General features: G+C 61.5%; 20 protein-coding genes and 2 pseudogenes. 10 read left to right on the plus strand and 12 right to left on the minus strand.

Annotated elements, in window-relative coordinates:
- Positions 1 to 62 precede the first annotated feature (62 nt).
- From VIZ63_RS08595 to VIZ63_RS08605, 3 genes are all read right to left on the minus strand, one after another.
- Entirely contained in the window at positions 63 to 1,805 is a 1,743-nt protein-coding gene (locus tag VIZ63_RS08595; protein ID WP_331609152.1) for a class I SAM-dependent DNA methyltransferase, read from the minus strand.
- Positions 1,806 to 2,110: 305 nt separating this feature from the next.
- On the minus strand, positions 2,111 to 4,186 hold the full coding sequence (locus VIZ63_RS08600; RefSeq protein WP_331609153.1) for a sulfatase-like hydrolase/transferase: 2,076 nt from the start codon (positions 4,184 to 4,186) through the stop codon (positions 2,111 to 2,113).
- Between the two features lie 169 nt (positions 4,187 to 4,355).
- Entirely contained in the window at positions 4,356 to 6,602 is a 2,247-nt protein-coding gene (locus VIZ63_RS08605) for a tetratricopeptide repeat protein (protein ID WP_331609154.1), read from the minus strand.
- Positions 6,603 to 7,548: 946 nt separating this feature from the next.
- Between VIZ63_RS08605 and VIZ63_RS08610 the strand changes: the two genes are divergently transcribed.
- The 4 genes and pseudogenes from VIZ63_RS08610 to bsh all read left to right on the plus strand — a co-directional run bounded on the left by VIZ63_RS08610 (position 7,549) and on the right by bsh (position 13,251).
- On the plus strand, positions 7,549 to 8,508 hold the full coding sequence (locus VIZ63_RS08610) for a hypothetical protein (protein ID WP_331609155.1): 960 nt from the start codon (positions 7,549 to 7,551) through the stop codon (positions 8,506 to 8,508).
- Between the two features lie 119 nt (positions 8,509 to 8,627).
- A pseudogene (locus tag VIZ63_RS25385) lies at positions 8,628 to 9,172 on the plus strand (AMP-binding enzyme); the annotation flags it as partial.
- A 567-nt stretch (positions 9,173 to 9,739) separates the two neighbouring features.
- Positions 9,740 to 11,722 carry a TPM domain-containing protein gene (locus VIZ63_RS08620; protein WP_331609156.1) on the plus strand — a complete coding sequence of 661 codons (1,983 nt, stop codon included), beginning with the start codon at positions 9,740 to 9,742 and terminating at the stop codon, positions 11,720 to 11,722.
- Positions 11,723 to 12,279: 557 nt separating this feature from the next.
- Positions 12,280 to 13,251 carry a choloylglycine hydrolase gene (gene bsh / locus VIZ63_RS08625; protein ID WP_331609157.1) on the plus strand — a complete coding sequence of 324 codons (972 nt, stop codon included), beginning with the start codon at positions 12,280 to 12,282 and terminating at the stop codon, positions 13,249 to 13,251.
- Between the two features lie 167 nt (positions 13,252 to 13,418).
- On the opposite strand, the gene VIZ63_RS08630 is transcribed toward bsh, so the two are convergent.
- Complete coding sequence (locus VIZ63_RS08630; RefSeq protein ID WP_331609158.1) at positions 13,419 to 13,646, minus strand: helix-turn-helix transcriptional regulator; 228 nt, start codon at positions 13,644 to 13,646, stop codon at positions 13,419 to 13,421.
- On the opposite strand from VIZ63_RS08630, the gene VIZ63_RS08635 reads away from it, so the two are divergent.
- Entirely contained in the window at positions 13,639 to 13,827 is a 189-nt protein-coding gene (locus VIZ63_RS08635; protein WP_331609159.1) for a hypothetical protein, read from the plus strand. The two genes, VIZ63_RS08630 and VIZ63_RS08635, sit on opposite strands and share 8 nt — an antisense overlap.
- A gap of 335 nt (positions 13,828 to 14,162) precedes the next feature.
- Positions 14,163 to 14,513 (plus strand): DUF2490 domain-containing protein, encoded by a 351-nt coding sequence (locus tag VIZ63_RS08640; RefSeq protein WP_331609160.1) that lies wholly within the window; start codon positions 14,163 to 14,165, stop codon positions 14,511 to 14,513.
- 558 nt (positions 14,514 to 15,071) lie between these two features.
- Here the strand turns inward: VIZ63_RS08640 and VIZ63_RS08645 are convergent.
- Together VIZ63_RS08645 and VIZ63_RS08650 are read right to left on the minus strand one after the other, a co-directional pair.
- Positions 15,072 to 15,355: pseudogene (locus tag VIZ63_RS08645) on the minus strand (flagellin); the annotation flags it as partial.
- Between the two features lie 58 nt (positions 15,356 to 15,413).
- Positions 15,414 to 16,604 carry an alpha/beta hydrolase gene (locus tag VIZ63_RS08650; protein WP_331609173.1) on the minus strand — a complete coding sequence of 397 codons (1,191 nt, stop codon included), beginning with the start codon at positions 16,602 to 16,604 and terminating at the stop codon, positions 15,414 to 15,416.
- A 490-nt stretch (positions 16,605 to 17,094) separates the two neighbouring features.
- On the opposite strand from VIZ63_RS08650, the gene VIZ63_RS08655 reads away from it, so the two are divergent.
- The gene (locus VIZ63_RS08655) at positions 17,095 to 17,976 is read left to right on the plus strand and encodes a hypothetical protein (RefSeq protein WP_331609162.1); all 882 of its coding nucleotides are present in this window, start codon (positions 17,095 to 17,097) and stop codon (positions 17,974 to 17,976) included.
- A 26-nt stretch (positions 17,977 to 18,002) separates the two neighbouring features.
- Positions 18,003 to 18,371: a hypothetical protein gene (locus VIZ63_RS08660; protein ID WP_331609163.1), complete on the plus strand. Its 369-nt coding sequence runs from the start codon at positions 18,003 to 18,005 to the stop codon at positions 18,369 to 18,371.
- A gap of 139 nt (positions 18,372 to 18,510) precedes the next feature.
- Here VIZ63_RS08660 and VIZ63_RS08665 read toward each other — a convergent pair whose 3' ends face one another.
- The 6 genes from VIZ63_RS08665 to VIZ63_RS08690 form a co-directional block, all read right to left on the minus strand.
- On the minus strand, positions 18,511 to 19,233 hold the full coding sequence (locus VIZ63_RS08665; protein WP_331609164.1) for an SDR family oxidoreductase: 723 nt from the start codon (positions 19,231 to 19,233) through the stop codon (positions 18,511 to 18,513).
- Positions 19,234 to 19,346: 113 nt separating this feature from the next.
- Positions 19,347 to 19,748 (minus strand): aldo/keto reductase, encoded by a 402-nt coding sequence (locus VIZ63_RS08670; protein ID WP_331609165.1) that lies wholly within the window; start codon positions 19,746 to 19,748, stop codon positions 19,347 to 19,349.
- A gap of 34 nt (positions 19,749 to 19,782) precedes the next feature.
- Complete coding sequence (locus VIZ63_RS08675; protein ID WP_331609166.1) at positions 19,783 to 20,262, minus strand: TonB-dependent receptor domain-containing protein; 480 nt, start codon at positions 20,260 to 20,262, stop codon at positions 19,783 to 19,785.
- A 105-nt stretch (positions 20,263 to 20,367) separates the two neighbouring features.
- Complete coding sequence (locus VIZ63_RS08680; protein WP_331609167.1) at positions 20,368 to 21,297, minus strand: polysaccharide deacetylase family protein; 930 nt, start codon at positions 21,295 to 21,297, stop codon at positions 20,368 to 20,370.
- A 438-nt stretch (positions 21,298 to 21,735) separates the two neighbouring features.
- On the minus strand, positions 21,736 to 22,530 hold the full coding sequence (locus tag VIZ63_RS08685) for an SDR family NAD(P)-dependent oxidoreductase (protein WP_331609168.1): 795 nt from the start codon (positions 22,528 to 22,530) through the stop codon (positions 21,736 to 21,738).
- Between the two features lie 178 nt (positions 22,531 to 22,708).
- Complete coding sequence (locus VIZ63_RS08690; protein ID WP_331609170.1) at positions 22,709 to 23,551, minus strand: helix-turn-helix domain-containing protein; 843 nt, start codon at positions 23,549 to 23,551, stop codon at positions 22,709 to 22,711.
- Between the two features lie 265 nt (positions 23,552 to 23,816).
- Between VIZ63_RS08690 and VIZ63_RS08695 the strand changes: the two genes are divergently transcribed.
- Positions 23,817 to 24,290 carry a (2Fe-2S)-binding protein gene (locus VIZ63_RS08695; RefSeq protein WP_331609171.1) on the plus strand — a complete coding sequence of 158 codons (474 nt, stop codon included), beginning with the start codon at positions 23,817 to 23,819 and terminating at the stop codon, positions 24,288 to 24,290.
- Positions 24,287 to 24,935 (plus strand): molybdopterin cofactor-binding domain-containing protein (locus VIZ63_RS08700; RefSeq protein WP_331609172.1); only part of this gene is annotated, 649 nt, incomplete at its 3' end. The genes VIZ63_RS08695 and VIZ63_RS08700, both read left to right, overlap by 4 nt.

Here is a 24,935-nt window from a genome sequence, read left to right on the forward strand (position 1 = left end):
AGGGCGAACGGAGGAAGAGCCAGCAGCGGAAGTGCGAACAGAAAACGAGAACACGATGCGGATCACTTCGAGAGTTCCCCGATCATGGTGAGGATGCGATCCGTCACCCCCTTCAACTCCGCATCAATCTCGCTCAACGGCCGCGGCGGCTTGAACACATAGAAGTGCCGGTTGAACGGAATCTCATACCCGACTTTCGTCTTCTCGTGATCGATCCACGCATCCGGCGCATGCGGCAACACTTCGCGCTTGAAGTAGGTTTTGACATCTTCGTTCAGCGGCACGTTCTCCGTGTCGCGCAGGTTGGCATCGGGCACGGGCTTGCCCTTGCCCTTCCCTTTCGCGCCGAGCAGAACGTTGCCGTGCTCATCTCTCTGCGGTCGCTCGACAGTGATAGTGCGATAGCCGAAGTCTTCGTTCCGGAAGATGCGGCTGATCGGTACTCCGTCACGCGTTTCTTCTACGAAATTTCCGAACAGCCGAGTGATGTCCTCGATGTGTGCCGGGCTCAGTTCCTTGCGCTTGCTGCCAAGGCTCTTGCGCATCTTCTGCCAGAAGGCGCTGGCGTCGATGAGCTGCAGCTTGCCCTTGCGCGCGGCGGGCTTGCGGTTGCTGACGATCCAGACATAAGTGCTGATGCCGGTGTTGTAGAACATGTCGGTCGGCAGGCCGATGATGGCTTCGACCAGATCGTTCTCCAGCACGTAGCGACGGATCTCGCTTTCGCCCGAACCGGCACCGCCGGTGAATAGCGGCGAGCCATTGAGCACGATGCCGAAGCGGCTGCCGCCGTCCTTCGCGGCGCGCATCTTGGAAATCAGGTGCAGCAGGAACAGCAGCGACCCGTCGCTTACGCGTGGCAGGCCCGGACCGAAGCGGCCATCGAACCCTTTGTCCTCGGCTTCCTTGCGGATCTCCTTCTCGATCTTTTTCCATTCCACGCCGAACGGCGGGTTGGAGAGCATGTAGTCGAAGCGCTTGCCGAACAGCCCGTCGGCGGAGAGCGTGTTGCCGAACACGATGTTGCCGATGTCCTGCTCCTTGATGAGCATGTCGGCTTTGCAGATGGCGTAGGACTCGGGGTTCAGCTCCTGCCCGTGCATGACGAGGCTGGCTTGGGGGTTGTGCTCCTTGAGATGCTCGTCTGCAACACTGAGCATGCCGCCCGTGCCCGCTGTCGGGTCATAAATCGTGCGCACCACGCCGGGCTTGCTCAGTACATCGCCATCCTCGACGAACAGCAGATTCACCATCAGCCGGATGACTTCACGCGGCGTGAAGTGCTCACCCGCCGTTTCGTTCGAGAGTTCCGCGAAGCGCCGGATCAGTTCCTCGAACACCTGCCCCATTTCGGCATTGCTCACTACCTTCGGGTGTAGATCGACGTTCGTGAATTTCTCTGTGACCAGGTACAGCAGCCGCGCCTTGTCCAGCCGGTCGATCTGCGTGTGAAATTCAAACCGCTCGAAGATATCCCGCACCGCTGGCGAGAAGCCCTCCATGTACTTGCGCAGGTTCTCCGCGATGTGGTCCTGATCGCCCATCAGCGTCTTCAGATCCAGCGGCGAGGTGTTGTAGAAGAACGTGCCGGTCTTCTTGAGCAGGAACGGCTCCGGATTCACCCCCGCCTTCTCGCGCTTCTCTTTCTCTGCCAGCACCGCTGCCTTGGTGGGCTCCAGCACGCAATCTAGCCGACGCAGCACCGTGAACGGCAGGATGACCTTGCCGTAGTCCGATTGTTTGTAGTCACCGCGCAGAAGATCGGCGACGGACCAGATGAAGGAGGAGAGATTGGTATTGGCCATCAGAACTCAGCTATCGCAACGACTCGAATGCATCCTGGAGGATGTCTGTTTCGAATGCGCGACGATAGGGTGTCGCGCCAGAGATGTCGATCCCGGCAGCTACCAATCTGATCCGAAGATAAAGCCGTTGTCGGACGCGCCACCAGTTCGCGTCGCTGAACACCAGCGCCGGACTCGAAAGCGAAGAGGTCGACACTCAGCGACGTGCGTGACTCGCAATGCCAGGCCGGGAAAACGAAAAACGTAAAGCCTCTCGCAGCTTCTGAAGCTTTTCCGCTTCCCGCCCGGCACCGATGATGCGTCCCTTACTGCGGGCACGCTCCTATGTTGTCATTGATGATCTGCAGATCCTGCGCGTCGGTCACGCCGTCGAAGTTGAAGTCGTAGGCGCTCGACAATCCCCACGAGCCATTGATCGCGGTGTAGTTGGTCACGTCCTTCGCGTCGACCACGCCATTGCCGTCGCCATCGCCGGGGCAGGCAATCTGCGAGGCGAGAAGACCATTCAGCTGAGTCTTCAAGGCGTCGTAGTTGGCTTGCTCGACGGTGGTGAGGACGCCCGCCAGGAGATTCTCGCCTTCGCGGTCGAGCCGCGGCGCGGTCCTGTCCTGGTCGATGCGGTAGATCTCCTCGGTCACCACTTCCACGCCGCTGTCGGTGGCGATGTGATAGTCCAGCGCCCTGTTGACGACCAGCTTGTACTCATCGTTGCGCACAGCCTGATAGTGGGTCGCTCCCATCGTGATCCGGTTGGTGTCGTAGTTCGCGCTGTCGTTGGCGTAGATGGCCTGGTTCACTTGCCAGCACTGCTGCAGGCCCGGCTTCAGGACCGACGGGTCGTCGGCGCCGACGCCCCACCACGCGCCACCATTGTCTTCGCAGACGCCCTTGCTCACCGGAGTGTGGGAACAGGAGTTGCCGTAGAACACGCAGGGGCCGTTGCGACCACCGTTGGCCTGAATGTTCAGGCCGCCCTGCGTGAAGTTGATATCGCGGATGCTCGCCTGCGCCGGGTTGGTGAGGTACGGCATCATTTGTTCCGCGTCCACGCCGCGCGGTACTGCCTGGGTCACGTCGATCCCGGCGATCTCGCCGAACAGCCGGAACACGTCGGTGGCATTGACCATGTGTTCGACATTGCGATCGGGGCTGGTGACCAGCGGGCCGGCAACGATCAGCGGTACCCAGACTCCGCTCTGGTAGGCGGTGCCCTTGGCGCGGCCCGCATCGAACGGCAGCTTGACCAGGGGGCCGAAGGAACCGTTGTCACCGACCACGACCACCATCGTGTCGGAAGCGGATGGGTCGTAGATGAGGCTGCCGTCGACGGCTCGCGTGGCGATGCCGGTTTCCACCAGCAGGCGACCCAGTTCGGTGTCCATGGCTTCGATCATCGCGTCCGACAGCAGACGTTGGTTGACCGGATCCTTGCAGTCGTCGCTCAGCCGGCTGTTGGCCCCAGAGGGCACGAGGCTCCCCGGTGGATGTTGCAGCGGCGTGTGGGCCGAACTGAAACTCACCGTGGCCATCCAGGGCGTGTTCGAGGCGGACCGGCCCTTGATCCAGTCGATGGCGGCGTTCACTTCGATGGTCGAGCGATAGCCCCGACCTCGTGCATCGCGGAGGTCCGCTTCTTCCACCGCGCCGTTCCGATTCACAACCAGCGGCGAGACGTAATGCGCGTTCTCCCGATTGAAGATCAGACCCGGCGGCGGTGAAGCCTCGCAGACTGCACCCGGGTTCAGAACACCGCCCCGCGTCAGGCACTGCAGTCCGGCGGAGTCGCCCGCAGCGTTCGCGCCGGCGATGACCGTGCAGCTCGCACCATGAGCAGTCGCTACGTAGCAGGCGCCGGAATAGGCGCCATTGGCACGGGTTTCGTCAGGCACGAAGCCGCAGGAGTAGGTGCCCGCTGGCGCCACGCCACCCGCAGTGGTGTCGATGGAGCCAGGCAAGCCGCCGGTCCAGCCGAAAAAGTGATCCCAGCCCAGCGTGGCCGGTGTGCCGTTGCCGGCCTCGTTGTGCTCCGGCCCGGCCAGATGAAATTTGCCGAACATGGCGTTGGCATAGCCGGCGGCGGTCAGAAGTTTGGGGACGGTCATTTCCCACGGATCGATCTGTGAATTGGCCAGGTCGTTGGGACCGATCGCCTGGTTGATGTTGTTGCGCATCGGATAACGCCCGGTCATCAGCGCTGATCGACCCGGAGAGCACTCGGGCATGGACCACGTATTGCGAAAGCGGAGGCCGCCATCGGCGATGGCCTCGATGCTGGGCATCTCGGGCGCCACGAGGCCGCCGTATCCCATCGCGGGAATCTGATCCACGCCCACGTCATCCATGATGACGAACAGGATGTTCGGGGTGGATGGTTCACTCACTGGCGGCGGAGCGGTCCAGGATGAACCTGAATCACACGCCGAGAGGGCGGCCAGTGAGGCGCACACGATCAGGGATCTGGGGAGCAGGGATACGAGCTTCACGGTTTCTTCTTCTTCCAATTGACGATATTCATGGGTGTTTCTGTGTGATGTCTTCGATGCGGGTTCGTTAGTGACGGGTTTTAATTTGTTGCAGCAGAGGATCCCAAGGGTTCTGGGCTGCGAGTTCCGCGATCAATGCCTCTGCGCGAGAGTCATCGCCGGCATTGCGTAGATAGCTGACCAGCGCCAGGCGCAGCCTCCGGTCGGACGGATGCTGCTTCAACAGAGTTTCGAGCAAGTCGAGGGCTGGCCGCTTCTGTCCGGCGTCATGCAGCGCCACCGCCAGAACGTAGCCGTAGGTGGGTCGCTCCGGCGCCAGCAGGCTGGCCTTGCGCAAAGACTGCAGCGCCTGCTCATGCTCGCCCTGCCGCACCTGCATCAAACCGAGGGCATGCCGAAGCGATGCGTCTTGCGGATGGCGTTCGATGGTTTCCTGAAGCAGCCGCAGCGCCGCCTGCGGCTCGTTCGTCTGCTCCTGCACCTGCGCGAGCATGATGAGCGCCGGGAAGAACGTCGGGTCCATGGCCTGCGCCCGCTGCAGCGCCGGCAGAACCTCTGCTTCACGCCCGGTCAACTGATAGACGCCAGCAAGGTTGTAGTGGGATTCGGCCCGTTCGAGCATGGCGTTCTGTGCGTTCTCATACTCCTGGATCAAACGCACCCGGTCGATCGCAGCCGGATGAATCCCGGATGGCAATTGCATCAGCTGCCAGGTGGCGGCCAGGCGCACTGCGCGCACCGGGTCTTGTCGCAGACGCGCAAGCGCCGCCGCCTGCTGAGCCGGCGTCAACAGCGATGCAGTCACGTCCACGGCGGTGTGACGCACCAACGCAGACTTGGCGGTCAGCGCCTCGACGGCCTGTCGCTGAGCCGCGGTCGACGGGTAGTTCGGCAACTCACTCAGCAACGTTGCCCGCCGGATATCAGGCAGGTCGCTGCGCGCCAGCTGACGGAACAGCGCGTCGGCGGCGCCCGCTTGTCCGTGGCGCGCCGCGAACAAATCGCGGGCGTAACCGCCATCGCGCGCCACGGCGTCGGGATACCACTGCTGAAATCCCACGAGCACCTTCGCCTGCGCATCTTCGCGGTGGCAGTCCAGACAGGCGTCCGGATGGGAAAGCGCCAGAGCCTGAGCGGGATCGGGCGAAGTGAAGCTGTGGTCGCGACGCAGGTCGTTGCCCATGTAGTGCTTGCCCGGCATGTGGCAACTGACACATTGAGCGCCCGGCGAACCTCCGGCGTGGTGATGGTGGGACGAGTCGTCGTAGTTCCCGCCTTGCAACGCCGAGCCGTCGATGCCGGGCCTGACCGACTTCGCTGCGTTGTGACACGTGGTGCAAAGCGCGTTGCCCGCTGCGCGCGGCCGGGCGCTGTGGGGATTGTGGCAATCGGAGCAGACCACGCCGGCGGCGTGCATACGGCTTTGCTGGAAGGAGCCGTACTCGAATACCTCGTCCTTGATCTTGCCGTCGACCTCGTACAACTCCGCGGTGAGGATCGCCGGCAGGTAATCGTCCAGCAGCGCGTTGGTATGCGTGTAACCGTTGCCCAAGGGCGAACGCCGGCTGTGACAACGTGCGCAGATCTCGGGTTCTTCCGATTGACCGACCGTCGCCAGGCTGCGCTCGAAACCCTTCGAAGCGCTGGCTGCGGGCGCCTTCGCTGCGGCCCATTCGACGTGGCCGAACGCCGGACCATGGCAGCTCTGACAACCCACACCCAGTGCCTGCCAGCGGCTTTCGGTCGTGGCTGCAACCGGATCGAAGCCCCGCTGGAAGCCGGTGGTGTGGCACTCGATGCACATGAAATCAGCGTTCTGCTGCGTCCCGGTCCAGTGCAACGGATGGCGGTGATCCACGCCTTTGCCGTCGTAGAGATGAAACCAGCGCTGCAAAGGAACATCCCAGGCCGCGCCATGCACCTGCAAACGACCGTCCTTCATCGCCAACAGGTACTGCTGCAGAGGTTCGACACCCACCGTATACGCGACACGGTAGTCGGCAGCCTTGCCTTCATCATCCGGCGTGGTGATGCGAAAGCCGTCGGGCTCGCGAAAAAAACGGCTGATCTCCACATCGGAATTCAGCGAGCGCTGATTGAAGTCGCCGCGTACCGTGGCGTGGGTCGCTGGCTGCATGGCCAGCTGGTGGTGTGAACCTCGCCAGTCGCGGTACTGATCCGCGTGGCAACCTTCGCAGGCGGATTCGTCGACCCATTGCGCCGGCGGCGACGACGCCGAGGGAACAGGCGGCGAAATTTCCGGAACCGTAAAGCGCCAGCCGATCACCGCGATCCCAGCAACCAGCAACAGCAACCCGACGATTCGTTTAGATGAACCCAGCGATTGTCTGAGGAACGTCAGCGAGTGAAACAAGGCTCGGTCTATCGCATCAGGGTGAATGGGCCGGTGCTGGAATTGCGCCACCCTAGCATCATCGCGTGACATCTTGAGTGAGACTCAGCCACCGCGGAAGTGTCTCGCTCACATGATGTGAAGACTGTTTGCGATGAACGGCGCATCTGGGCGTCGCATTGTCTGGAGGAGCGCACACAGTTTCGTGCCCGCCCTCCTACCGCCAGAACTGCAGCGCTTACGCTTGGGTGCCTTACAGCGCAGTGTGTGACGGCGGTTGCCGTTGATTGCTCTCATTGGCGTCCGTCAGCGATCGACTGCCACGAAGTGACGCGCGTCATGCGCCCTGCAGGATGATTTTCCAAACGCGGGGTGATGGGGTTTCTCTTCGAGTCGCGGCCACGGCGCCTCGGGCCGACCTTGCGCGAGTTCATCGGTACAACGCTCGCCGAACGTGAGTATGCACTGGCGAGGCCGAACGAAAAGAGGCAGCGGGGCGGAAGCTCTGCTGCTATCCCGCTTCGTTCCTGAGCCCGATTGCGCTTATGACATCTCTGAATTGATCCGTCACTTCGGTGACCAACGGAATCCCGCGGGGCGAACGCGGCCCCACGGAGTTTCCTTTGGTCAGAGCTCCATCCCGTTGATTCAGATAGCCCGCATGCCTGCGGCGAGACGAATTCATTCTGCATGTCTGTCTGCACGAACGTATCACCGCGGTAATGCAGCTGTCGTGTCGTTCCCGCGCGCGGGCTGCGCCGTTATCCGCCGCGATCCCGCGTCCGGTCACCCAGACATGGCAACTTTTTCGTCATGACGCCTTTGAGACGCAGTCCACAGCACTGCAGTCGGACTTTCCACACCATCGCGATCGAACAAGAACCAATACAGCCTGGACGACTCATCCATGCCCTTATTCAAGAAGAAGCCACCTGCCTATACGCCGCAGACGGGTGCCGTCTCGCTCGACCGGAATCAGTTCAAGGTGATGATGCGGACCCGGCCGATCTTCCGCGAATACAGTCGCTATGTCGGACTGCAGCCGGCCGCGACGGCGCTCGACAATGCCTACACCGAGAATCTGCGCAGCATGAGCGCGGGCGGGTTCTGGGCATTCGGCACCAGCGCCAATCACGGCAATCCAACGGTATTGCGCTTCGCGGATGATGCCGGACTGCAGACCTTCTTCGTCGCCGTCGAAAGTCTGTTCGACTTCGATACGAAAAAAATGGACCAGCGCTCGGCCTACACGAACGGCCTCAAGGGCAAGGCCGGTACTGGCCTGTTGTACACGAGCCTGCAGGCAAGCGCAGAGCCGGAAGCCAACTACTACCAGGCGCCAGCGCCCAGTGCCCCGAAACCCGGTGCACCCGCGGTGCCAGCGAAACCCGCCAGCCTGATCAATCAAAGCAAGGGCCTGGCCTGGCTCTCACACGGTGTTCAGGGCGATACCACCGCATTCACGCGCATGCTCCTGCAACACAGCAAGCATGATGGTTCATTCCCGCTGGGCGCGGATTCCACCCTGCTTGCGACTGCCTGGCCAACACTGGTGCCGCTGGCGCCCGCTTACCGGGGCTGGAACAACGTGGCTTCGCAACAGAAGTATCCGTCGAACATCGGCGGCATGAAGGTGCTGAACGACATCATCGTGGATCTGTCGACCTCGGCGATGCCGGCAGTCGGCGACACCCGCTGGTATGACCTTGCGCTCTATGTGCTCGGCTCGGTCGTCACCACACAGGCCTTCACCGACGGCAACAAACGCATGAGCCGTTTCGCCTACGTACTGATGCTGTTGAGCGGCGGCGTGCCCATGGTGGTGCCGAACTCCACGCTCGGATCGTCGCTCGGCGACATGCTGTAACGAAGTCGCGATCGGTGCCGGAAACGGCGCCGTTGAATCCGGCCCGGCGCAGGAAGGATGCTGCGCACTGACAGCGAACCATCCGTTGGTTCGCGCATTGACGGGCGTAATGCCGAGGCGGTCGGGTCGCGCTGGATCTTTCCGCCAGTCCCCTGGCATGGTTCGGTGGCTATCACGAGCACTCGGTGAAGAGCACCGAGAAATTTTCCGCAGACGGACGCTGGTACCTGACGGCGGATGCCGGGTCCGTAGACGAGGACGGCTACTTCAGATTTTCATCGCGCGATGACGACGTGATCAACATGGCGGGCTACCGGATCGGGCCGTTCGAAGGCGAGTCCGCCATGGCGACTCACCGGCCGTTGCCGAGTCGGCTGTCATTGCCGTGTCTGATGAAATTCGCGGCGAAGTCACGGAGGCGTACGTCGTGCTTCGGGATCCGACTTCTGACTCGCCCGAACTCGAATCCGACATTCAGCGATGGGTGAAGACCCACTACGCTGCTCACGCCTTTCCGCGAACGATCCACTTCGTGGAGGCGTTGCCGAAGACACCGTCAGGGAAAATCCAGCGCTTCGTACTGAGGCAGCAACGGCGCGCGAAAGTTGGCGAAGAAAGAATGATGCTGGGCGACCAGCACCGGTCGGCGACGCGCGGCGCCTGACACAGAGAGTGCAGTAAAGAAAACGGCGGAGCCCTTGCGGACTCCGCCATTCCCTGCTCGCGCATGAATCCATGCGGACAAGGCAACCGCACGGCAACTGCATCGGAGCGTCCGTCCGTTGGGACCTCGGTCGCGCGCGTGACGAAAGCCTGCGCGCATCGTCTGAGGCCGTCCGGCCAGCGCGAATCGTCGACTAGCGACGAACCTCGCCAACCAGACCACCCAGAGTTGCGACCGAACCAACGTTTGAATGTGCCATTGGATCACCTCCTTCAATTGCCGTGGGCTTATCGCCGACACGCACCGCCCACCGAAGCCGCGCGCCGATACCTGAATTCTATCGGTGAACAAGTGGCGACGTCAGCAGGAGATTTCAAGGCGGTGACAATCGCAACTCCACCCATGGAGGAATTGGCGGGAGCGTCGGAGATCAGGGCTGCGCGGTCCGAATAACCTCGGGCATCGGCATAAAAAAGCCCGATACCGGCTTGTGACACGAGCACGGGCGCTGCCGCATCCTTGCCTTAGCATCGGCGTGAGGGATCCATAACGACAGGGGAAACAGGGATGAACCGACGCACAATCCTGCTGATGCTGGTACTGGTCGTCGTGGCGGGAGCCGCATGGCAGTATCGCAAAGCGCCACAACCATCGGCTCCGACTCCCGCCGCAGTCGTGGCAGCGAACGCTGTCCATGAAGCCTCGCCCGCTGCGAAGCGAATCACCCATCCGCGGATCGACGATCGTGCGCAGATCCTCGATCCATTCGGACCTCGGGTCGGTCGCATGGCCGATGCCTTCTACGATGACCTCGGCATCGATCTGCGGATCGTAACGCTGACGGACACGGATGCTTCGATCGAGGAACAGGCCGATCAGACTTTCCAAAAGCTGAAGATTGGCGCTCAGGCGCCAACCGGCGGACTGCTGATCATCCTCAATCCACAACTGCGCAGTGCGCGAATCGAAGTCGGATACACGCTCGAAGGCGCATTGACCGATCTGCATATGGGTCGCATCGCCCGCGATCAACTCGCGCCTTACGTGTCCTACGGCAGCGCCGGAATGGCAGTAATGGACGTCGTTCACTACTTGCGCGATCACGTTTACGTCGCCGCCGCGCTGGATGAACTGACACTCAGCGATGACTTCAGGAATCGACCCGCCTACCTCGAATACTCAAAATTCACCTCCGGCGGCGCGGGCGCACGCGCGGCATTGTCCTTGACCGCTGCGGATATCGATCTGAAACGCCGGCTGACGCAAGCAGAGCGCGCGCAGTACGCGCCGTCAGCAGATATCGATGAGTCAGTCGCCGCCTTCCTGCGTGCCACCAAGGACATGGCCGGCGATCCGACGCTCGAGCTGTTTACCGAAGGATCGCGGCTGATGCGGACCTACTATCCGCTGGCACGATTCGAAGAACTGCAGCGGTTGCGGCGCATTCAGGCTTCAATGCCGTTGCGTACTCAGGTCAGCGGCGACTACGCCGTAGCGACGAGCGACAAACCGGTAAAGGGATTCGTACCCATCCTGCTGCATCGTGAGAAGGGGTTGTGGCGGATCGATCTGGTCGAGACCTGGAAGAACCTGTTTTTCAACGGTGAAGGCAATTATTACCTGCGCAATTCCAACACCCCATATGCGCCGCTACTCACCCAATTCGGTGAGGGCAGTTACAACAATCTGACTGCTTACTCATTGGGGAAACTCTCCATCGAGCAAGCCCTCGTCAAGCTGGGCGACCAGCCCGACGCGCTGTCCGCCACTTGGAGAGCAGAGCTGTGGCTACGCAATGCCTTTGTATTCCCGAAAGCATTTCTCGAGTACGAAGCGGCGCGCAAAGCCGCACCCAACGATCCAATCGTGTTGGAAATCTACGCTGATCGCACGATGTACCTGGGCTTTCCGGAACTGGCGATCCCTGCTTACGAAAAGATCGGACGCGGTATCGAGTGGAAACTCGCGCAGGCATACAGCGATCTGGGTGACACGGCAGGCGCGCAGCGCTGGGTATCAGTTGCGCTCGAGGAAAACCCATACGACCTGTATGCACTGCGCTGGCAGCAATTTCTCGCGAAGAAGGATGGACGTGAGGCAGACATGCTGGAGGCCGCTGCAACGATAGAGATGCTCGAGAACGATCCTGAGCGCAAGGCACAACCCGTGCACTTGTACTTCGATCCGCGATCTCCCAAGTACAACCCGGAATCAACGCTCGATGTCGAAGACACCAAGGTCTTCGATCACAGCGAATTCGGTGTGCAGATGCGCAACTACAGTAGCCGACCCGTCGATATCGACAGCATCATGCTGACCAGCATGGGTACAGCAGCCGCAAGCGGCCTGGGTGACATCAAAAAGTACTGGAAGTATCCGGCGGGCCAGGGACACCTGCTTCCGGATGAAACGGTCTACTTCAAGAAGGTCTGGGGCTTCGTCGTCGACACCGGCCACCAGCACGTTCGCTATGTGTTCCGCGTGTGCTGGCACGGCACTGGCACGACGTTGCGTCAGTGCCGGACACAATGGCTGGATGTGGAGCCGTAAGGACGAAGCGCTGACCAAAGCATCATCACTTGCTGGCCGCAGCGCCGCTCCCGGGACACGCATCGACTCCCAGAATCAAGTGAAGCTGCGCCGAGGCACTGGTTCGAGCATGGCCGCCGGTCGCGTCTGGGTGGTGAACCAGGGAGTGATGGCCTGACGGGTGCACAACGTCACCCAGGAATGGCGAATCAGATCAGCGCGAGTACATCTTCTGGGCCTGCCGGAAATCGGTGCGTGTCCTCCCTTCATGCAAGCCTTGGGTAGGTCTGCAACCACTCGACCGGCCTTTGCTGGGATATGCCCGTGCAAGACCTGACCCCACTCGCTTACCTCCGGTGCGCGCAAGAGCAATTACTTTCCCCAGGATGAACGTGCTCACGCATGAGTCGAGATCGGCATGATCGATAAAGCCCGCGGTGCCATGCGCCAGGAAGGAGGCCGCACACCGCCAAACGCTGGCGAAGAGTCGTCGATGACCTTCTTGCGACTGCCCTAGTCGAGGCCTAGGCTCAAGAGGAACTGTGAACCGCGATTGCTAGAAAGTCGGAGATCGTCCAATGTGCACCGCAGCCAATTACACAACCAAGGATCATTACTTCGGTCGCAATCTCGATCTCGAATTCTCTTACAACGAATCAGTGTGCATCACGCCGAGGAACTACGTTTTCGAGCTGCGGAAAGTGCCTTCATTGGAGAGTCACTACGCCATCATCGGCATGGCGACAGTTGCAGACGGATATCCCCTCTACTACGACGCCACCAATGAACGTGGGCTCAGCATGGCGGGCCTGAACTTTCCGGAGAACTGCGACTACAAGCCCGAGGCATCCAGCAAGACGAACATCGCATCATTCGAGTTCATCCCGTGGATACTCGGCCGATGTGCAACGGTGGATGAGGCGAAGCAAGCCCTGGCCGACCTGAACTTGGTGAATATCGCGTTCAGCGACAAGTTTCCCCCGTCCCCACTGCATTGGATCATCTCCGACAGAAACGCATCCATCACCGTCGAGTCAGTGAAGGAGGGGCTGAAGGTTTACGACAACCCGATCGGCGTTCTGACGAACAATCCACCCTTCGACATCCAGCGTTTCCGCCTGAACGATTTCATGAGTCTGTCGATCGAGCCCCCGGAGAACCACTTCTTCCCCGACCTGAAGCTGGATATTTACAGCAGGGGAATGGGAGCCATGGGACTGCCAGGAGATCTGTCATCCGCTTCCCGTTTCGTGAAAGCAGCCTTCACCAAGGGCAACTCGCTGTCCGGTGACTCAGAATCCGAATCCATCAGTCAGTTTTTCCACATCCTTGGGTCCGTCGCTCAGCAGAGAGGCTTGGTGAAGGTGGGCGACAAGTTCGAGATCACCATCTACTCCTCGTGCTGCAACACCGATAAGGGTGTCTACTACTACACGACCTATGAGAACAGCCAGATCACCGGCGTCGATATGCACCACGCAGATCTCGACGGCCGCGAGCTCGTGAGCTTCCCTCTGATCAAGGGCCAGAAGATCAACATGCAGAACTGACTCGACAGCTGCGACAACGCGGTCTAGGTCAAGCACCACATTCTGCACGGCATCCCGATGGACAGTTTGGACACCTCACCGAAGGAGGCTCTCGGTTCGCTGCACGATCCACAGTGGTGTGCAGAATGTTAGAACTTGGAGTGCCAGCGCCATGTTCGGCGCGCACGCTAATCACGCTGCGCGCCTTCGGCTTCCGGAACGTACTCCAAAGGATCTCCGGGCTGGCATTGCAGGAATTCGCAGATGCGCTCGAGCGTATCGAAGCGCACGCCTTTCACCTTGCCGGACTTGAGCAATGACACATTCGCCTCGGTAATGCCGAGGTGCGCGGCCAGCTCCTTCGATCGGACCTTGCGCAAGGCGAGCATGACATCGAGACGGACGACGATGGCCATGCAGCGCTCACTAGATGATCTGCTTATGTTCTTCGGCGATGACGTACGCGTCCGCGAGCACGCGCGCGACGAGCATGAACTCACCCGCGCGCAGATCGGCGAGCTTCAGTCGGCGGCGCCGGGCACTACGCTGCGGGTCGAGATCCAGCGCGGCAGAATGGATGCGACCGCGTCGCAGTGAGACAAGCAGCTGGACCCGAACGCGTGACGTGATACAGCGCATCGGAATCCAAAGGTCACAACATCCTTGCTTCCGATGATCGCGAAACGAACTCAGACTATCACTGCATCCTTCAGCCTTGGACGTCTTTGTTGTCGGATCGCAGTCTCCCGGTTTGCCGAAGGGGCTGCGCGCTAGCGTGCCGCACGTCTTTGCAGGCCTGCAGTCAGCGAGGCGCGATCCTCGAACGATGGAGATGTGTATGAGCATTACCGGCAATCTGCTCGACTCCGTGACCGACGAAGCCTCGCGATCGGCAGCTCAGGCACTTATGGATCAACCTGCGATCTCACCGGATGCTATCGGGCCTGGAGCAGCGATTCGTCGAGCGCCAGAACAGCGGCGATCGATTGTTGTCGCAACGCCTACGCCACTTCGCCCGCGGCGTCATCCCCCTCAAGGACACGCAGGCGAGCTTCACCGTGGGACCGTTCGTCGCGCTTCAGAATGAGTTGCTCTTCAACGTCCAGCATGAGCAGAACGCCAACGGCAAACTGCTCGACCAGAACCGATTGCTGCTCGGTGCGGGATATCGCTTGAGCCGAGGTGTGGACGCGGAGCTCGGCTACGTCAATCAATACGTCAACGGGCGCACCGTGGACTCTATGAATCACATCGTTCAATTCGGTTTGTACTCGAGGTTCTGATTACCGGTTGCAACGATCGGTCGACCCTCGTTGATCACCAGGGGCGGCACGCAGTGAATCTTCGCAGCGAGCCTGTCGACACCTGGCGACCGACTCTCGAGCAGCAATTCGTTCTCCACGCGCGCTGCGATGGAGATGCTCGTGGCCCGCTGCGGCGGCTCGCCGAATCTGTGATAGCGCCCTGATCGAAGGACGAGGATTTGAGCAGCCCTTTACACGGGTATCTGACTCTGTACAGCAGACCGCGCTAGGCGCTCGGATGGAAGACGCCAGCCGAGGCTCTCAACGAGCTACTCCTCTGCTCTCAGAAGAAACGTGTTGCAACGGCTCCTTGAGCCAAAGCAATACCTGTCGATAGCGGCTGGCGGCTGGCGGCTGGGCTCCCGGGACCCGCATCGACTTCCAGAATCTAGTGAAGGCGCACGGATGCACTGGCTCGAGCATGGCCGCTGGTCGCGTCTTGGCGGTCGGACCTGAGCGGGAGAGGGATTGACGGTGAACAACCTTCTGGGCCTGCCGCACACCTCGGACCCAGAGGCCGGCGCTGCAAGCTGAGGGTCATCGACCCAGGAGCTGCAGCACCATCTGCGGCGACGTGTTCGCTTGCGCGACCATGGCCGTGCCGGCCTGCTGCAGGATCTGCGCGCGCGTGAGATTCGCAGTCTCGGCGGCGTAGTCGGTGTCCTGAATGCGCGAGCGGCTCGCCGCCAGCGATTCGCCATCGGTCGACAGATTGGGATGACGGAATCGAGACGATTCAGCTGCGCGCCTAAGTCTGCGCGACGCGCATTGATGTAGTCCAACGCCCGGTCCATCTTGGCAAGGATTTGCCCTGCACTGCTTTGCCGCTGCCAGCGATCTGTCCTGATTACGTAAAGACACTGCGAGGCGTCCGTCTCATCACCGTCCAGGCATCGTTCGCCGAAAAAACTCCAGCAGTACTTCGTTGACCTGCGCCGGCCGTTCTTCCGCGAGGGAATGACCGGCGCGATCTATGAGATGCACACCCAGAAGCCTGGTACACACGGACCCCATGTCTTCGAACGCTCCCGGAGATTGATATGTCGCCCAATCACGATCTCCCCCGATGAAGCAAGCGGGGACGGCGATCGTTCGACCCGAGAACGCTTTCAGCTCAGTCGAGAACCTCGGATCGTTGCCCCGTCTGTAGTAGTTGAGTCCACCCTGGAACCCGGTTCGGGAAAACTCCGTGCTGTAAACACGAAGATCCCCTTCGGTCATCCATTTGCATTCATCGATGTACGCCTTCGATGGCATATGCGCAGCCATTGTTGCCGCGATTCCCATGTGGGAATCCATGATGTAGTACTCGGGCATCCTGGCAAGCTCGGACGCCGTCCAGGATGCCAGCGGAAACGGCTGGTTGCCTTCCCAATCCGCGCTCTTGAAGTAGTACAGCGCACGTAAGAGATCGTGCACTCCCTGGGGCGCTCGCCACATATCTTCATTGGCCCGATCTGTGGCGTTAACCGAGAAGTAGTGCTGGCGTGGACGCTTGAGCGCTGCCAGTTCGTTGTCGATGTCGGGTTCGGATCGGGAACCACTATCTGCGCCTCGTGGTAACGCGGGTGCTGGCAGGAAGGGTGTGCTCATTGACACGACAGATCGAAAAACATCCGGTCGCAGCCGTGCACACCATTGCGCGGTCGGAGCACCCCAATCATGACCAATGACGGATGCAACCTCGGCATACCCAAGTGCGCGCACCACCCCAAGGACGTCACTCACGCGGTTGAGCATCGAGTACGGCAAGAGATCATCACTGTAAGCAACCGCTCGCGTAGCGCTTCTGCCGTACCCACGCAGATCGGGAGCCACCACATGGAACCCCGCGTGAGCCAAAGGCAGCAGCTGGTTCCTCCAGGAGTAGGCAAGCTCGGGGAATCCGTGCAGTAGCACCACGCAGGGTCGTGCGGTGCCCAGGTGGCCTGCCTCGAGGATATGCAGATTCACACCAGTGCGAGTGGCGATCTGGCGGGAACGGATGCCGCCAGGCAGTGTATCCCGCCCATAGAGGACGTCGCCGTTCCCGCACTCCACCTTCTCTGACTGAGCCATGCTTCGTGACATCGCGGTCTGCGCCAGTAGCGCCCCGACACTGCTGAGAATCTGACGGCGATTCACGAGCGCCTCCTCTACCCGCCAGAAAAAGTCAGGCGGGTCGCGAGTCCCAGATTCTCAGAGCGTGTGACGGCTGGCAACACCGACAGCCGGGACGTCCTATGGCTGGAGATCGATGCGTGTCCTCATGGGCCCTCGCGATGAACCCCACTGCAGTGACACGACACCACGGCGGATCGAGTTGGATGCTCACCGGATCGATATCGCGTAGCGCCCGGCAGAACGCTTCGAACCAACGAGCCTGCGGCCAGCTGCGTCCCGCGCTTACGGCAACATCCGCACATCAGCGACGGGAGATAGATTCGAGATGAATCCATCCGCCCGCACGGCTCCATAGGGCAGCTCTAAACTGCTGCGAGCACCATGCATTGCTGCTCGCGCGACACCGGGGCGCGCCAGGTCGCCCTCGGTCGCGGCCACACGTTTGAGGAATTTCCGCATGTCATGTCATCCGAAGAGGCTCATCGGCCTCGCTGCTTCGATTGCCGCCTCGCTCATCGGCCTCGCCTCTGCAGCGCAGGGCGCGGAGCCCTCCCTGCCAACCGCAGCGGACCAGGGAGCGGTCACGGTGGCCGACCTGCCCCCGGAAATACGCGAACTGCTGCTGGCCATCATGACCCAGCCACGGGTATCACCAGGTGTCGCATTCGGCTCGCCAGTCGGCTTCGGCGCACGTGGCGGCGACTATTTCTTCGGCGTCAATGGTGCAACCACCTCCGGCAACAAGGCCGACGGTGTCGAGCCCGATTTCATCGGCGATCTGGATATCGATGGCTCGTTCGCCGCGGGCTTCGGCATCGGCAATCCCGCCACCGCCGTGGGTGTCGAGGTGGCCGTGAACGTCATCAGCCTGACCAACGAATTCGGGGACTCCGGTTCGGCGGCGATCAAGGTCCATCGCAACATCGGGGAGCGTGGCGCTCTGTCCATCGGTACCGAGAACGACCTGGCGTGGGGTGAAGCCAAGGACTATGTGGCAAAGACCACCAGCACGAAGTTCGTTTCCTACAGCCATTATTTCCAGCTGCGCAACAGCCCCCGGAATCCGGGCGGCCTGATGGTCACGCTCGGCGCCGGCGATGGCCGGCTCGGCGAGGTGGACGATCCGAAACAGGTCACGCCGTTCGTCTCCGTTGGATACGCCTGGACGCGGCAGTTCAGCACCATCGTCGACTACGGCGGTGAGACGACGAACGTCGCTGTGTCCATCGTGCCCTGGCGCACCATTCCCATTGCTACGGTCTTCGGCTGGAGCGACCTCGAGGAGAAGCGTGCCGACTCCACGTTCTCTTTCGGCCTCGGCTACTCCAATCGCTTTTGACGGCCCTGCGAACCCAAGGAGAACCCATGACACCCAGCACACTCACCGCAGCCGCGGCGCTATCACTCGCGTGCAGCCCAGCTTTTGCTGGCGGCCTGAATCCTCCTGGCCCGGGCGCACAGATTTCCGGGGCTACGACCACGCCCAGCACGACGAGCACCGTCAGTGCTGCCGCCACAGTAACCAGCCTCGTAACGAACTCAGGCGGCGCTTCTGGACTGGCCACGGCGATCGGTGCCCTTGCCGGCGCGACTGTCAGTGGCAATATCGTCACCAGTCCCCCCATCTCCATGGGCTCCACCACTGTGACGCTGTCTGTGAACACCTCCAGTGGCATCGTCACCGTTCTGCGTTCGAACGGCACCGTCATCCTGACGGTCAATACCGGCAATTGATCTGCCGCGGCAACGCGGCGGTTCCGGCGCAGCACCGAAGAGTCGACCAATTACCCGGTGCAGGGCTTGAGATCGGTGGGTCCTCGCAGGCCCGTCCTCGCAGGCCCGCTGCTCTATCTCCGCCGGTCACCGCGCAGCGTTACGTCCTGAGGCTGAATGCGCCGTCCACGGTCATTACTGTTCCGGAGCACATGCTGGCGCGGGACGATGCGAGAAACAGAATGGCTGCCGCTACGTCGCCGGCCTCGGTCCAGCGGCCGAGCGGAAAGTCCGCATCGCTGCGAAGCGAGTTATGCGTGAGTGCGGTACGTGTCGGGCCTGGACATACTGCATTTGCGCGGATGCGCTGCGCAGCCCACTCGAAGGCGGTCTGACGAGTCAGCGCCAGCAGGCCGGCCTTGGCGGCCGCATAAGCGGCACCGGACACGGGAGAAACACTGTGCGCCGCGATCGACGACACATTGACAATCGATCCACCGCCGCGTCGCCGCATGCCGGGCAGGACTTCGCGCGTGGCTATAAATGCAGAACGCAGGTTCAGCGCCATCGCTTCATCCCAATCTTCAACGGACATGTTCTCGAGCGTGCGCCGGGCGCCGCCGCCGACATTGCTGACGAGCACATCGATGCCAGGCTCCTCCCGATCGATCGCCACGAACGCGCGTTGCAACGCGCTCGCATCACGCGCATCGACGCAGTGCGCGACGCCATCCACTTCCGCTGCGAGCGAGCTTGCTGCTTGCGCGTCCAGATCGAGAATATGGACGCGAGCACCCTCGCCCGCGAGTCCGCGCACGACGCTCGCGCCGATGCCATGAGCACCGCCAGTCACGACGGCGATACGATCGCGGAATTCACTCACGCGCGATCTCCGTCTCTCGCAATGCTTGTGTCGTAAGAGCTGCGAAACTCGCCGATCCGACCCATAGCCGCGATACGACAGGCCCTGAGCGGCCCAATCGCAGGTACCGCATGTCACTCATGCTTGACCGGATCGAACAGACGCGGATGTGCGACGCCGCGAACGCGCACGCTCTCCAGAAGCGGGAGCCAGGCAGAGCGCGAAGACAGCAAGTCGACTGCGCGCAGATCCTCCTCGAGGTCTTCGGGTCGCGTGACGCCGATCAGCGCGGTCGCAGCAGCGGGATGCGCGAGAGCGAAGGCAATCGCGAGCTGAGCCGTGGTCGCACTAAAATCCGCAGCGATCTCCTGCAGCCGCGGCTGCACAGCGCGGATCTGTTCGCGAATCCCACCGGCGTCACGTGCGATGTTGCGCTCGCGCGGTCGTTCGCCGCGGGCGAAGTCGCTCGGGTTCACGCGATCCCGATCCAGGTGTCCGGCGAGTATGCCGCCCTCGAGCACAAAGGCTGCGCACAAGGCGGGCGTATTCGTGGCGAACAAACTGCCGTAGTCAGTGGCAGAGCAGACGGTTCGAACGCGACGCGCGCATTGACGAGCGTGTAACTTTCTTCCAGCGACGTTGGGTCGGCGATCGTGAGGATTGATCGCTGCGGTAGCTGGCATCGGCGCGGAATATCCAGTCGCCGATGCTCGTCGGCAGCTCGAACTGTCCGTCCAGCGAAGCCGTCCACTCGGGGACGTGCGGAAGTTTCGTGTCATACGTGACACCGACCACACCGCCGGCCAGTCGCACGAATTCGTTGTGCGTGTAACCGAGGCCCAGGTTGAACGTCCGACCAGACGTCGGACGCAGCACGGATTCGAGTTCGAAGCCGTATAGCTCGGCGTCCCCGCCGTTCTGCGTCACGTTCACAACGCTGCCCGTCGCTGTATTGATGTGGCCTTGTGCATCGAGTCGGTCATCTTCACCGATGCGCAGCGATACGCCGCCTTCGGTAGGACCGCTGAGTTTCGGTTGCGAGGTGATCACATTGATCGCGCCGCCGATTGTGTTGCGTCCACCGGCATACCGGAACCTGGGTGTCCCGAGCCGCTGCCCGCCATCGCCGGAAAACGGTGCGTGTCCTCGTTAGCCTTAATGTGAGGGTGGCTGTGCGCCGGCTCTCCGCCCGGCCTCGAAAGCCTTCATAACCCACTCTGCGGGATCCGGCTCATTCTTCGGGGCCATTCCTTTCGTGCTCGACCAGCGGTAGATCCAGGATAATCCGGCGCGCCCCGCGTAATCTTCAGGCGCCCGGTAAGCCGGGTCGGCCAGCGCAACCGTCAATGTAACGAACCGATAACCGCGACGCCGGAACATACTGAGCAACTCCGGCATCAAGTCTGCATTCATCTCGTTAGCGTGGATCAACAGAACCGATCGCTGCTCGAAGAACTCGACTATCGATTCCATGTAGGGGACATGCTCGCGTCGCACGCGCGATCGCAGTTCATGCTGAAGATACGCCACGGCGAATGCATAGTCGGAATTATCCAGGGTGACCGGCGCCACACGATAGCCGCGCTGGTCGAGAAAATTCTGCAGTCCCTTCTTTATTTCCGGTGTTGGCCCCGTGTGCAGATATGGATGACGATAGAACTCGAGCGTCCTGGTGCGCGGCGCCAGCGCCTGGCGAATCATGGTCTCGCCGCGCACGATGTCGGTCGTGTAGACATCCAGCGGAACGCTGTTGATGTCCGCGTGCGAGTAGGAGTGATTCCCCAGCTCCGCGCCCGCATCCAGCCACAGATCCAATATCTCCTGAAGTCCCTGGGGATCGAACTTCGCTCGACCGGCATTCACGAACCCAATGACAGGAATGCGCTGCTCGCGAAACGGGCGCAACAGCTTCGTCGTCATCGCACGCACGCCTGCCAGATCGTACGGTCCTGCGTCGCCCCCACGAGGCAGGTCATCGATGGTGATGGCGACTTGCCTCCCCTCTCCCGCCGCAAAGGCGGTACTCGTGAAAAGCGCCAGCGATACGACCAACCAGCGCAATTGCATGAGAATTTTATGTGCCACAAGCGTATCCGAAGCGCTGAACACGGCCATGATCCTACTCGGATCCGACCTTGCGCGTGCGGTCGGCAAAAGCCAGAACGACCGATAGCGACCCGAATACCCGAGGGGGCTATTTCGTTATCGAGCCAGCGGCAGATGCGGGCTGTGTGATAGCCAGCCGGACGGTCTCGTCAGGGCGTATCCCGCCGAGCACGCAAATCTCAGGAGCAGAGTGCGACACTCGGGAACGCTCGCAAGAACAGGTCAGCATCGGCCAGGACCTCTGCATCTCCGTCGGGGGAATTGCATTGTGCTTCGTGACCATGGCGAGGCCGAAGATGCGGTCGGCTTGATCGTGCAAGAGGCTGCCGGCAAGCGCGCTTTCACGCGCCCACTCCGCGCTCTGCGCTCCTCATTCATTGGCCGCCACGCTCCGCTCATTTCCAATTGGACGGCACGCTAGAGGATCGCGCGCACCACGCCGCCGTCGACACGCAGAGCCGCTCCCGTGGTCGCGGAGGCCTGAGCACTGCAGACGAAGGCGATGAGCGCTGCCACCTCTTCCGGAGTGGCAAAGCGCTGCAGAATCGAAGACGGACGTGCGGTGCTGAAGAACTCGCGCTCGACTGTCGCAGCGTCCTTACCCTGGCCCGCCGCGAGTTGCGCAACAAAGTTGCCGACGCCTTCCGATGCCGTGGGACCGGGCAGCACGGTATTCACCGTCACCTGCGTGCCGGTGAGCGTTTCGGCGAGTCCGCGCGCGACGGCAATCTGCGCCGTCTTCGTGACGCCGTAGTGAATCATCTCCGTCGGGATCTGTACGCCCGACTCGCTCGAAACAAACACGATGCGTCCCCAGTTGCGGGCACGCATGCCGTTTACGTAATGGCGCGCCAGGCGGATGCCACTCATGACGTTCGCTTCGAAGAAACGCAGCCAGTCCGCATCGGAAATCTCCGCGAAAGGCTTCGGCTCGAAGATGCCCATGTTGTTGACGAGCACATCGATCTCGGGATGCGCGGCGATGACCTGGGCGCAACCAGCGGCCCCGCTCACGTCCGCGGCAATACCTGAGGCCTGCGCTTCGGGCACGGCCTTGCGCAATTGAGCGAGCGCCGCTTCGACGCGCGCGGCCGTGCGCCCGTTCACGATGACATGCGCTCCTTCGCGAGCAAGCGCGACGGCTGTTGCGAACCCGATCCCTGCGCTCGAGCCGGTGACGAGCGCGCGCTTCGCCGTGAGTCCTAGTTCCATGAGCTGCTCCTGATCGTGTGGCAGTATTCTACATCGGTGAGCCGCCCTCCCGACGAAGCCGGTAACCGACACCGCCAGTCGTGGGCGCGGCTCTTGGGACACGCATCGATTTCCAGAATCAAGTAACGCTGCACCGATGCACCTGGCTCAAGCTGTGCCGACCGCTTGCGCAGCGCGGTCACTTCGCCTCGGAACTCAGCAGATGATCCGAGACCGTCGTCCTGTAGATCGCGCTTCGGGATGCCATCGCAGCCGGGGTCACTCCAAAGAAAGCGGTGAACTCACGATCGAAGTGCGATTGGTCGTAATAGCTCTCGAGGTACCGCTTGCTGGCGCCACGCGGTGAGTCGGACATGAACTGCAGATAGCTGTGCTTGAATCGCACCACGCGTGCATATTGCTTCGGCGTGATTCCCATTCTGGCAATGAACCGACGTTCCAGCGTGCGCTCGGTGATCTGATGGTGGCGCAGCCATTGGGAGATCAGCAAGGATCCGCACGTGCGTCCGACGTGGCGTCTCAGCGCATTCACCAGTGGATCCTGAGCAACAGAATCGCGCAACTCGTGCAGCAGAAAGTCATCGAATAGCTGCCGGATCGCGGCGACAGACCGCGCATCGGCCACCGCGTTCTCGAGACGTAACAGAGGCCGGTGATTGAGCTCCGTGAGCGCAAGCGTCGCGTCGCGGAATTCACCGAGCGGCGTCTGCGTGACATGCCACAGCGCATCGGGCTGGAGCTTGATACCGGCGAGCCTGATCCGCCTGATCGAGCGCGTATTGACCGAGTGCGAGCGACCGCCGATGACATAGCTCGAGCTCATAGTGGTACTGACCACGGCATCATCGACACGCCAGCGCTCGAACGCGCCCGCCAGCGCGAATACGATCTCCGAATGTCCATCCGGCAGGATCAGCTGCCGCTCATCGACCGGCAGAATCCATGTTGCCGGGACTTCCGGATCGGGCTCGACGTAGTAGTAGCACACGACCCACGGCTGCAACCGTGCATGGGGCCGCATGCACCAGTACCGCATTCCGTCCCGAACCATCGTCGGTTGCATTTCGATCCCTCGTGAGCCGACCGGCCCCCTCGCCTGTATGTCACGCATGTCGGTTTTTTCCAAGACGCGATGCATGCCCAGCTCGATACTCCGACTGAGTGCCGAGCGTGTCCACTTTTTTGCAAGATACCCTGCCCGTCCATTTCGATACTTCGATGCCTGTCCGGTTCGATAGTTTCCGAGTCGATCTTCCGAGCTTCCGAATATCAGGACGATTCAGCCCATGAAGGCCGCCTTGTACGTCAATGGCCAGTTACGGAACGTCGATGCTGAGCCGCAGACCCCGCTGCTCTGGGTGTTGCGCGATCACCTCGGCATGACGGGTACCAAGTTCGGATGCGGCATCGGACAATGCGGAGCCTGCACGATTCACCTCAACGGCTCCGCGACGAGATCCTGTCTTCTGCCGCTCGCGGCCGTCGACAATGCGCGGATCACCACGATCGAGGGACTGTCGCAAGACGCGAGTCATCCGCTGCAGCAGATGTGGATGACGGACAACGTACCGCAATGCGGCTACTGCCAGGCAGGCATGCTCATGGCAGCGGCAGCACTATTGAAAGAGAATGCGAATCCCAGCGACGCGCAGATCGACGCTGCGATCACCAACATCTGCCGTTGCGGCACGTACCCGCGAATCCGCACCGCGATTCACAAAGCGGCCGCCCAGCTGCGCAGCAAAGAGGTGTCGCGATGAATGCCTCGACACCGAACCTGTCGCGGCGCGAGTTCATCGTCGCGACTGCATCCATTGCCGGCGGCTTCGCGCTCACTGTCCTGCCGCGTTCGATCGCGATGGCGAAGGCGCCCGCCGCGTCGCCCGAGATCAATCCGTGGATCGTCATCGGGGCCGATGACTCCGTCACTATTCGAATGCCAGCACCCGAAGCCGGCACCGGCAACACCACGCAGGCAGCGATGTTCGTCGCCGAAGAGCTGCATTGTGATTGGCACAAAATCCGTATCGAGCCCGTGCCGTTCGCTCGAGACGCACGCGAAGACGTTTACATCAAGAAGTCGGGCATCTGGTCGACCTTCGCGGGCGGGGGCACGCAGCCAGGCATCATGCAGACGATGCTGCAAGCAGGTGCGAGCGCGCGAGAACGCCTGCGACTCTCCGCCGCTACACGCTGGAACGTGCCTTTGAACGAAGTCGTTGCTCGCCAAGGTGTGCTCTCGCATGCCGCGACACAGCGCGAATCGCGTTATGGCGAGTTCGCCGCACTGGCCGCTTCCGTCGAGTTGGCCGAGGAGCCGACACTCAAGCGTCGTGAAGAATGGCGAGTGCTGACGAAGCAAAGTCCCGCGCGCCTGCATGTTCGCTCCATCGTCGACGGCACGT

Source organism: Povalibacter sp. (genome assembly GCF_036520495.1).
Classification (GTDB): domain Bacteria; phylum Pseudomonadota; class Gammaproteobacteria; order Steroidobacterales; family Steroidobacteraceae; genus Steroidobacter.

Bases quoted from the DNA above. Each gene is read 5' to 3' on its own strand.
- VIZ63_RS08595 (WP_331609152.1), bottom strand. From the start codon at position 1,805: ATGGCCAATACCAATCTCTCCTCCTTCATCTGGTCCGTCGCCGATCTT.
- VIZ63_RS08610 (WP_331609155.1), top strand. From the start codon at position 7,549: ATGCCCTTATTCAAGAAGAAGCCACCTGCCTATACGCCGCAGACGGGT.
- VIZ63_RS08620 (WP_331609156.1), top strand. From the start codon at position 9,740: ATGAACCGACGCACAATCCTGCTGATGCTGGTACTGGTCGTCGTGGCG.
- bsh (WP_331609157.1), top strand. From the start codon at position 12,280: ATGTGCACCGCAGCCAATTACACAACCAAGGATCATTACTTCGGTCGC.
- VIZ63_RS08635 (WP_331609159.1), top strand. From the start codon at position 13,639: ATGGCCATGCAGCGCTCACTAGATGATCTGCTTATGTTCTTCGGCGAT.
- VIZ63_RS08630 (WP_331609158.1), bottom strand. From the start codon at position 13,646: ATGGCCATCGTCGTCCGTCTCGATGTCATGCTCGCCTTGCGCAAGGTC.
- VIZ63_RS08640 (WP_331609160.1), top strand. From the start codon at position 14,163: ATGCTATCGGGCCTGGAGCAGCGATTCGTCGAGCGCCAGAACAGCGGC.
- VIZ63_RS08650 (WP_331609173.1), bottom strand. From the start codon at position 16,604: ATGTCACGAAGCATGGCTCAGTCAGAGAAGGTGGAGTGCGGGAACGGC.
- VIZ63_RS08655 (WP_331609162.1), top strand. From the start codon at position 17,095: ATGTCATGTCATCCGAAGAGGCTCATCGGCCTCGCTGCTTCGATTGCC.
- VIZ63_RS08660 (WP_331609163.1), top strand. From the start codon at position 18,003: ATGACACCCAGCACACTCACCGCAGCCGCGGCGCTATCACTCGCGTGC.
- VIZ63_RS08685 (WP_331609168.1), bottom strand. From the start codon at position 22,530: ATGGAACTAGGACTCACGGCGAAGCGCGCGCTCGTCACCGGCTCGAGC.
- VIZ63_RS08690 (WP_331609170.1), bottom strand. From the start codon at position 23,551: ATGCGGCCCCATGCACGGTTGCAGCCGTGGGTCGTGTGCTACTACTAC.
- VIZ63_RS08695 (WP_331609171.1), top strand. From the start codon at position 23,817: ATGAAGGCCGCCTTGTACGTCAATGGCCAGTTACGGAACGTCGATGCT.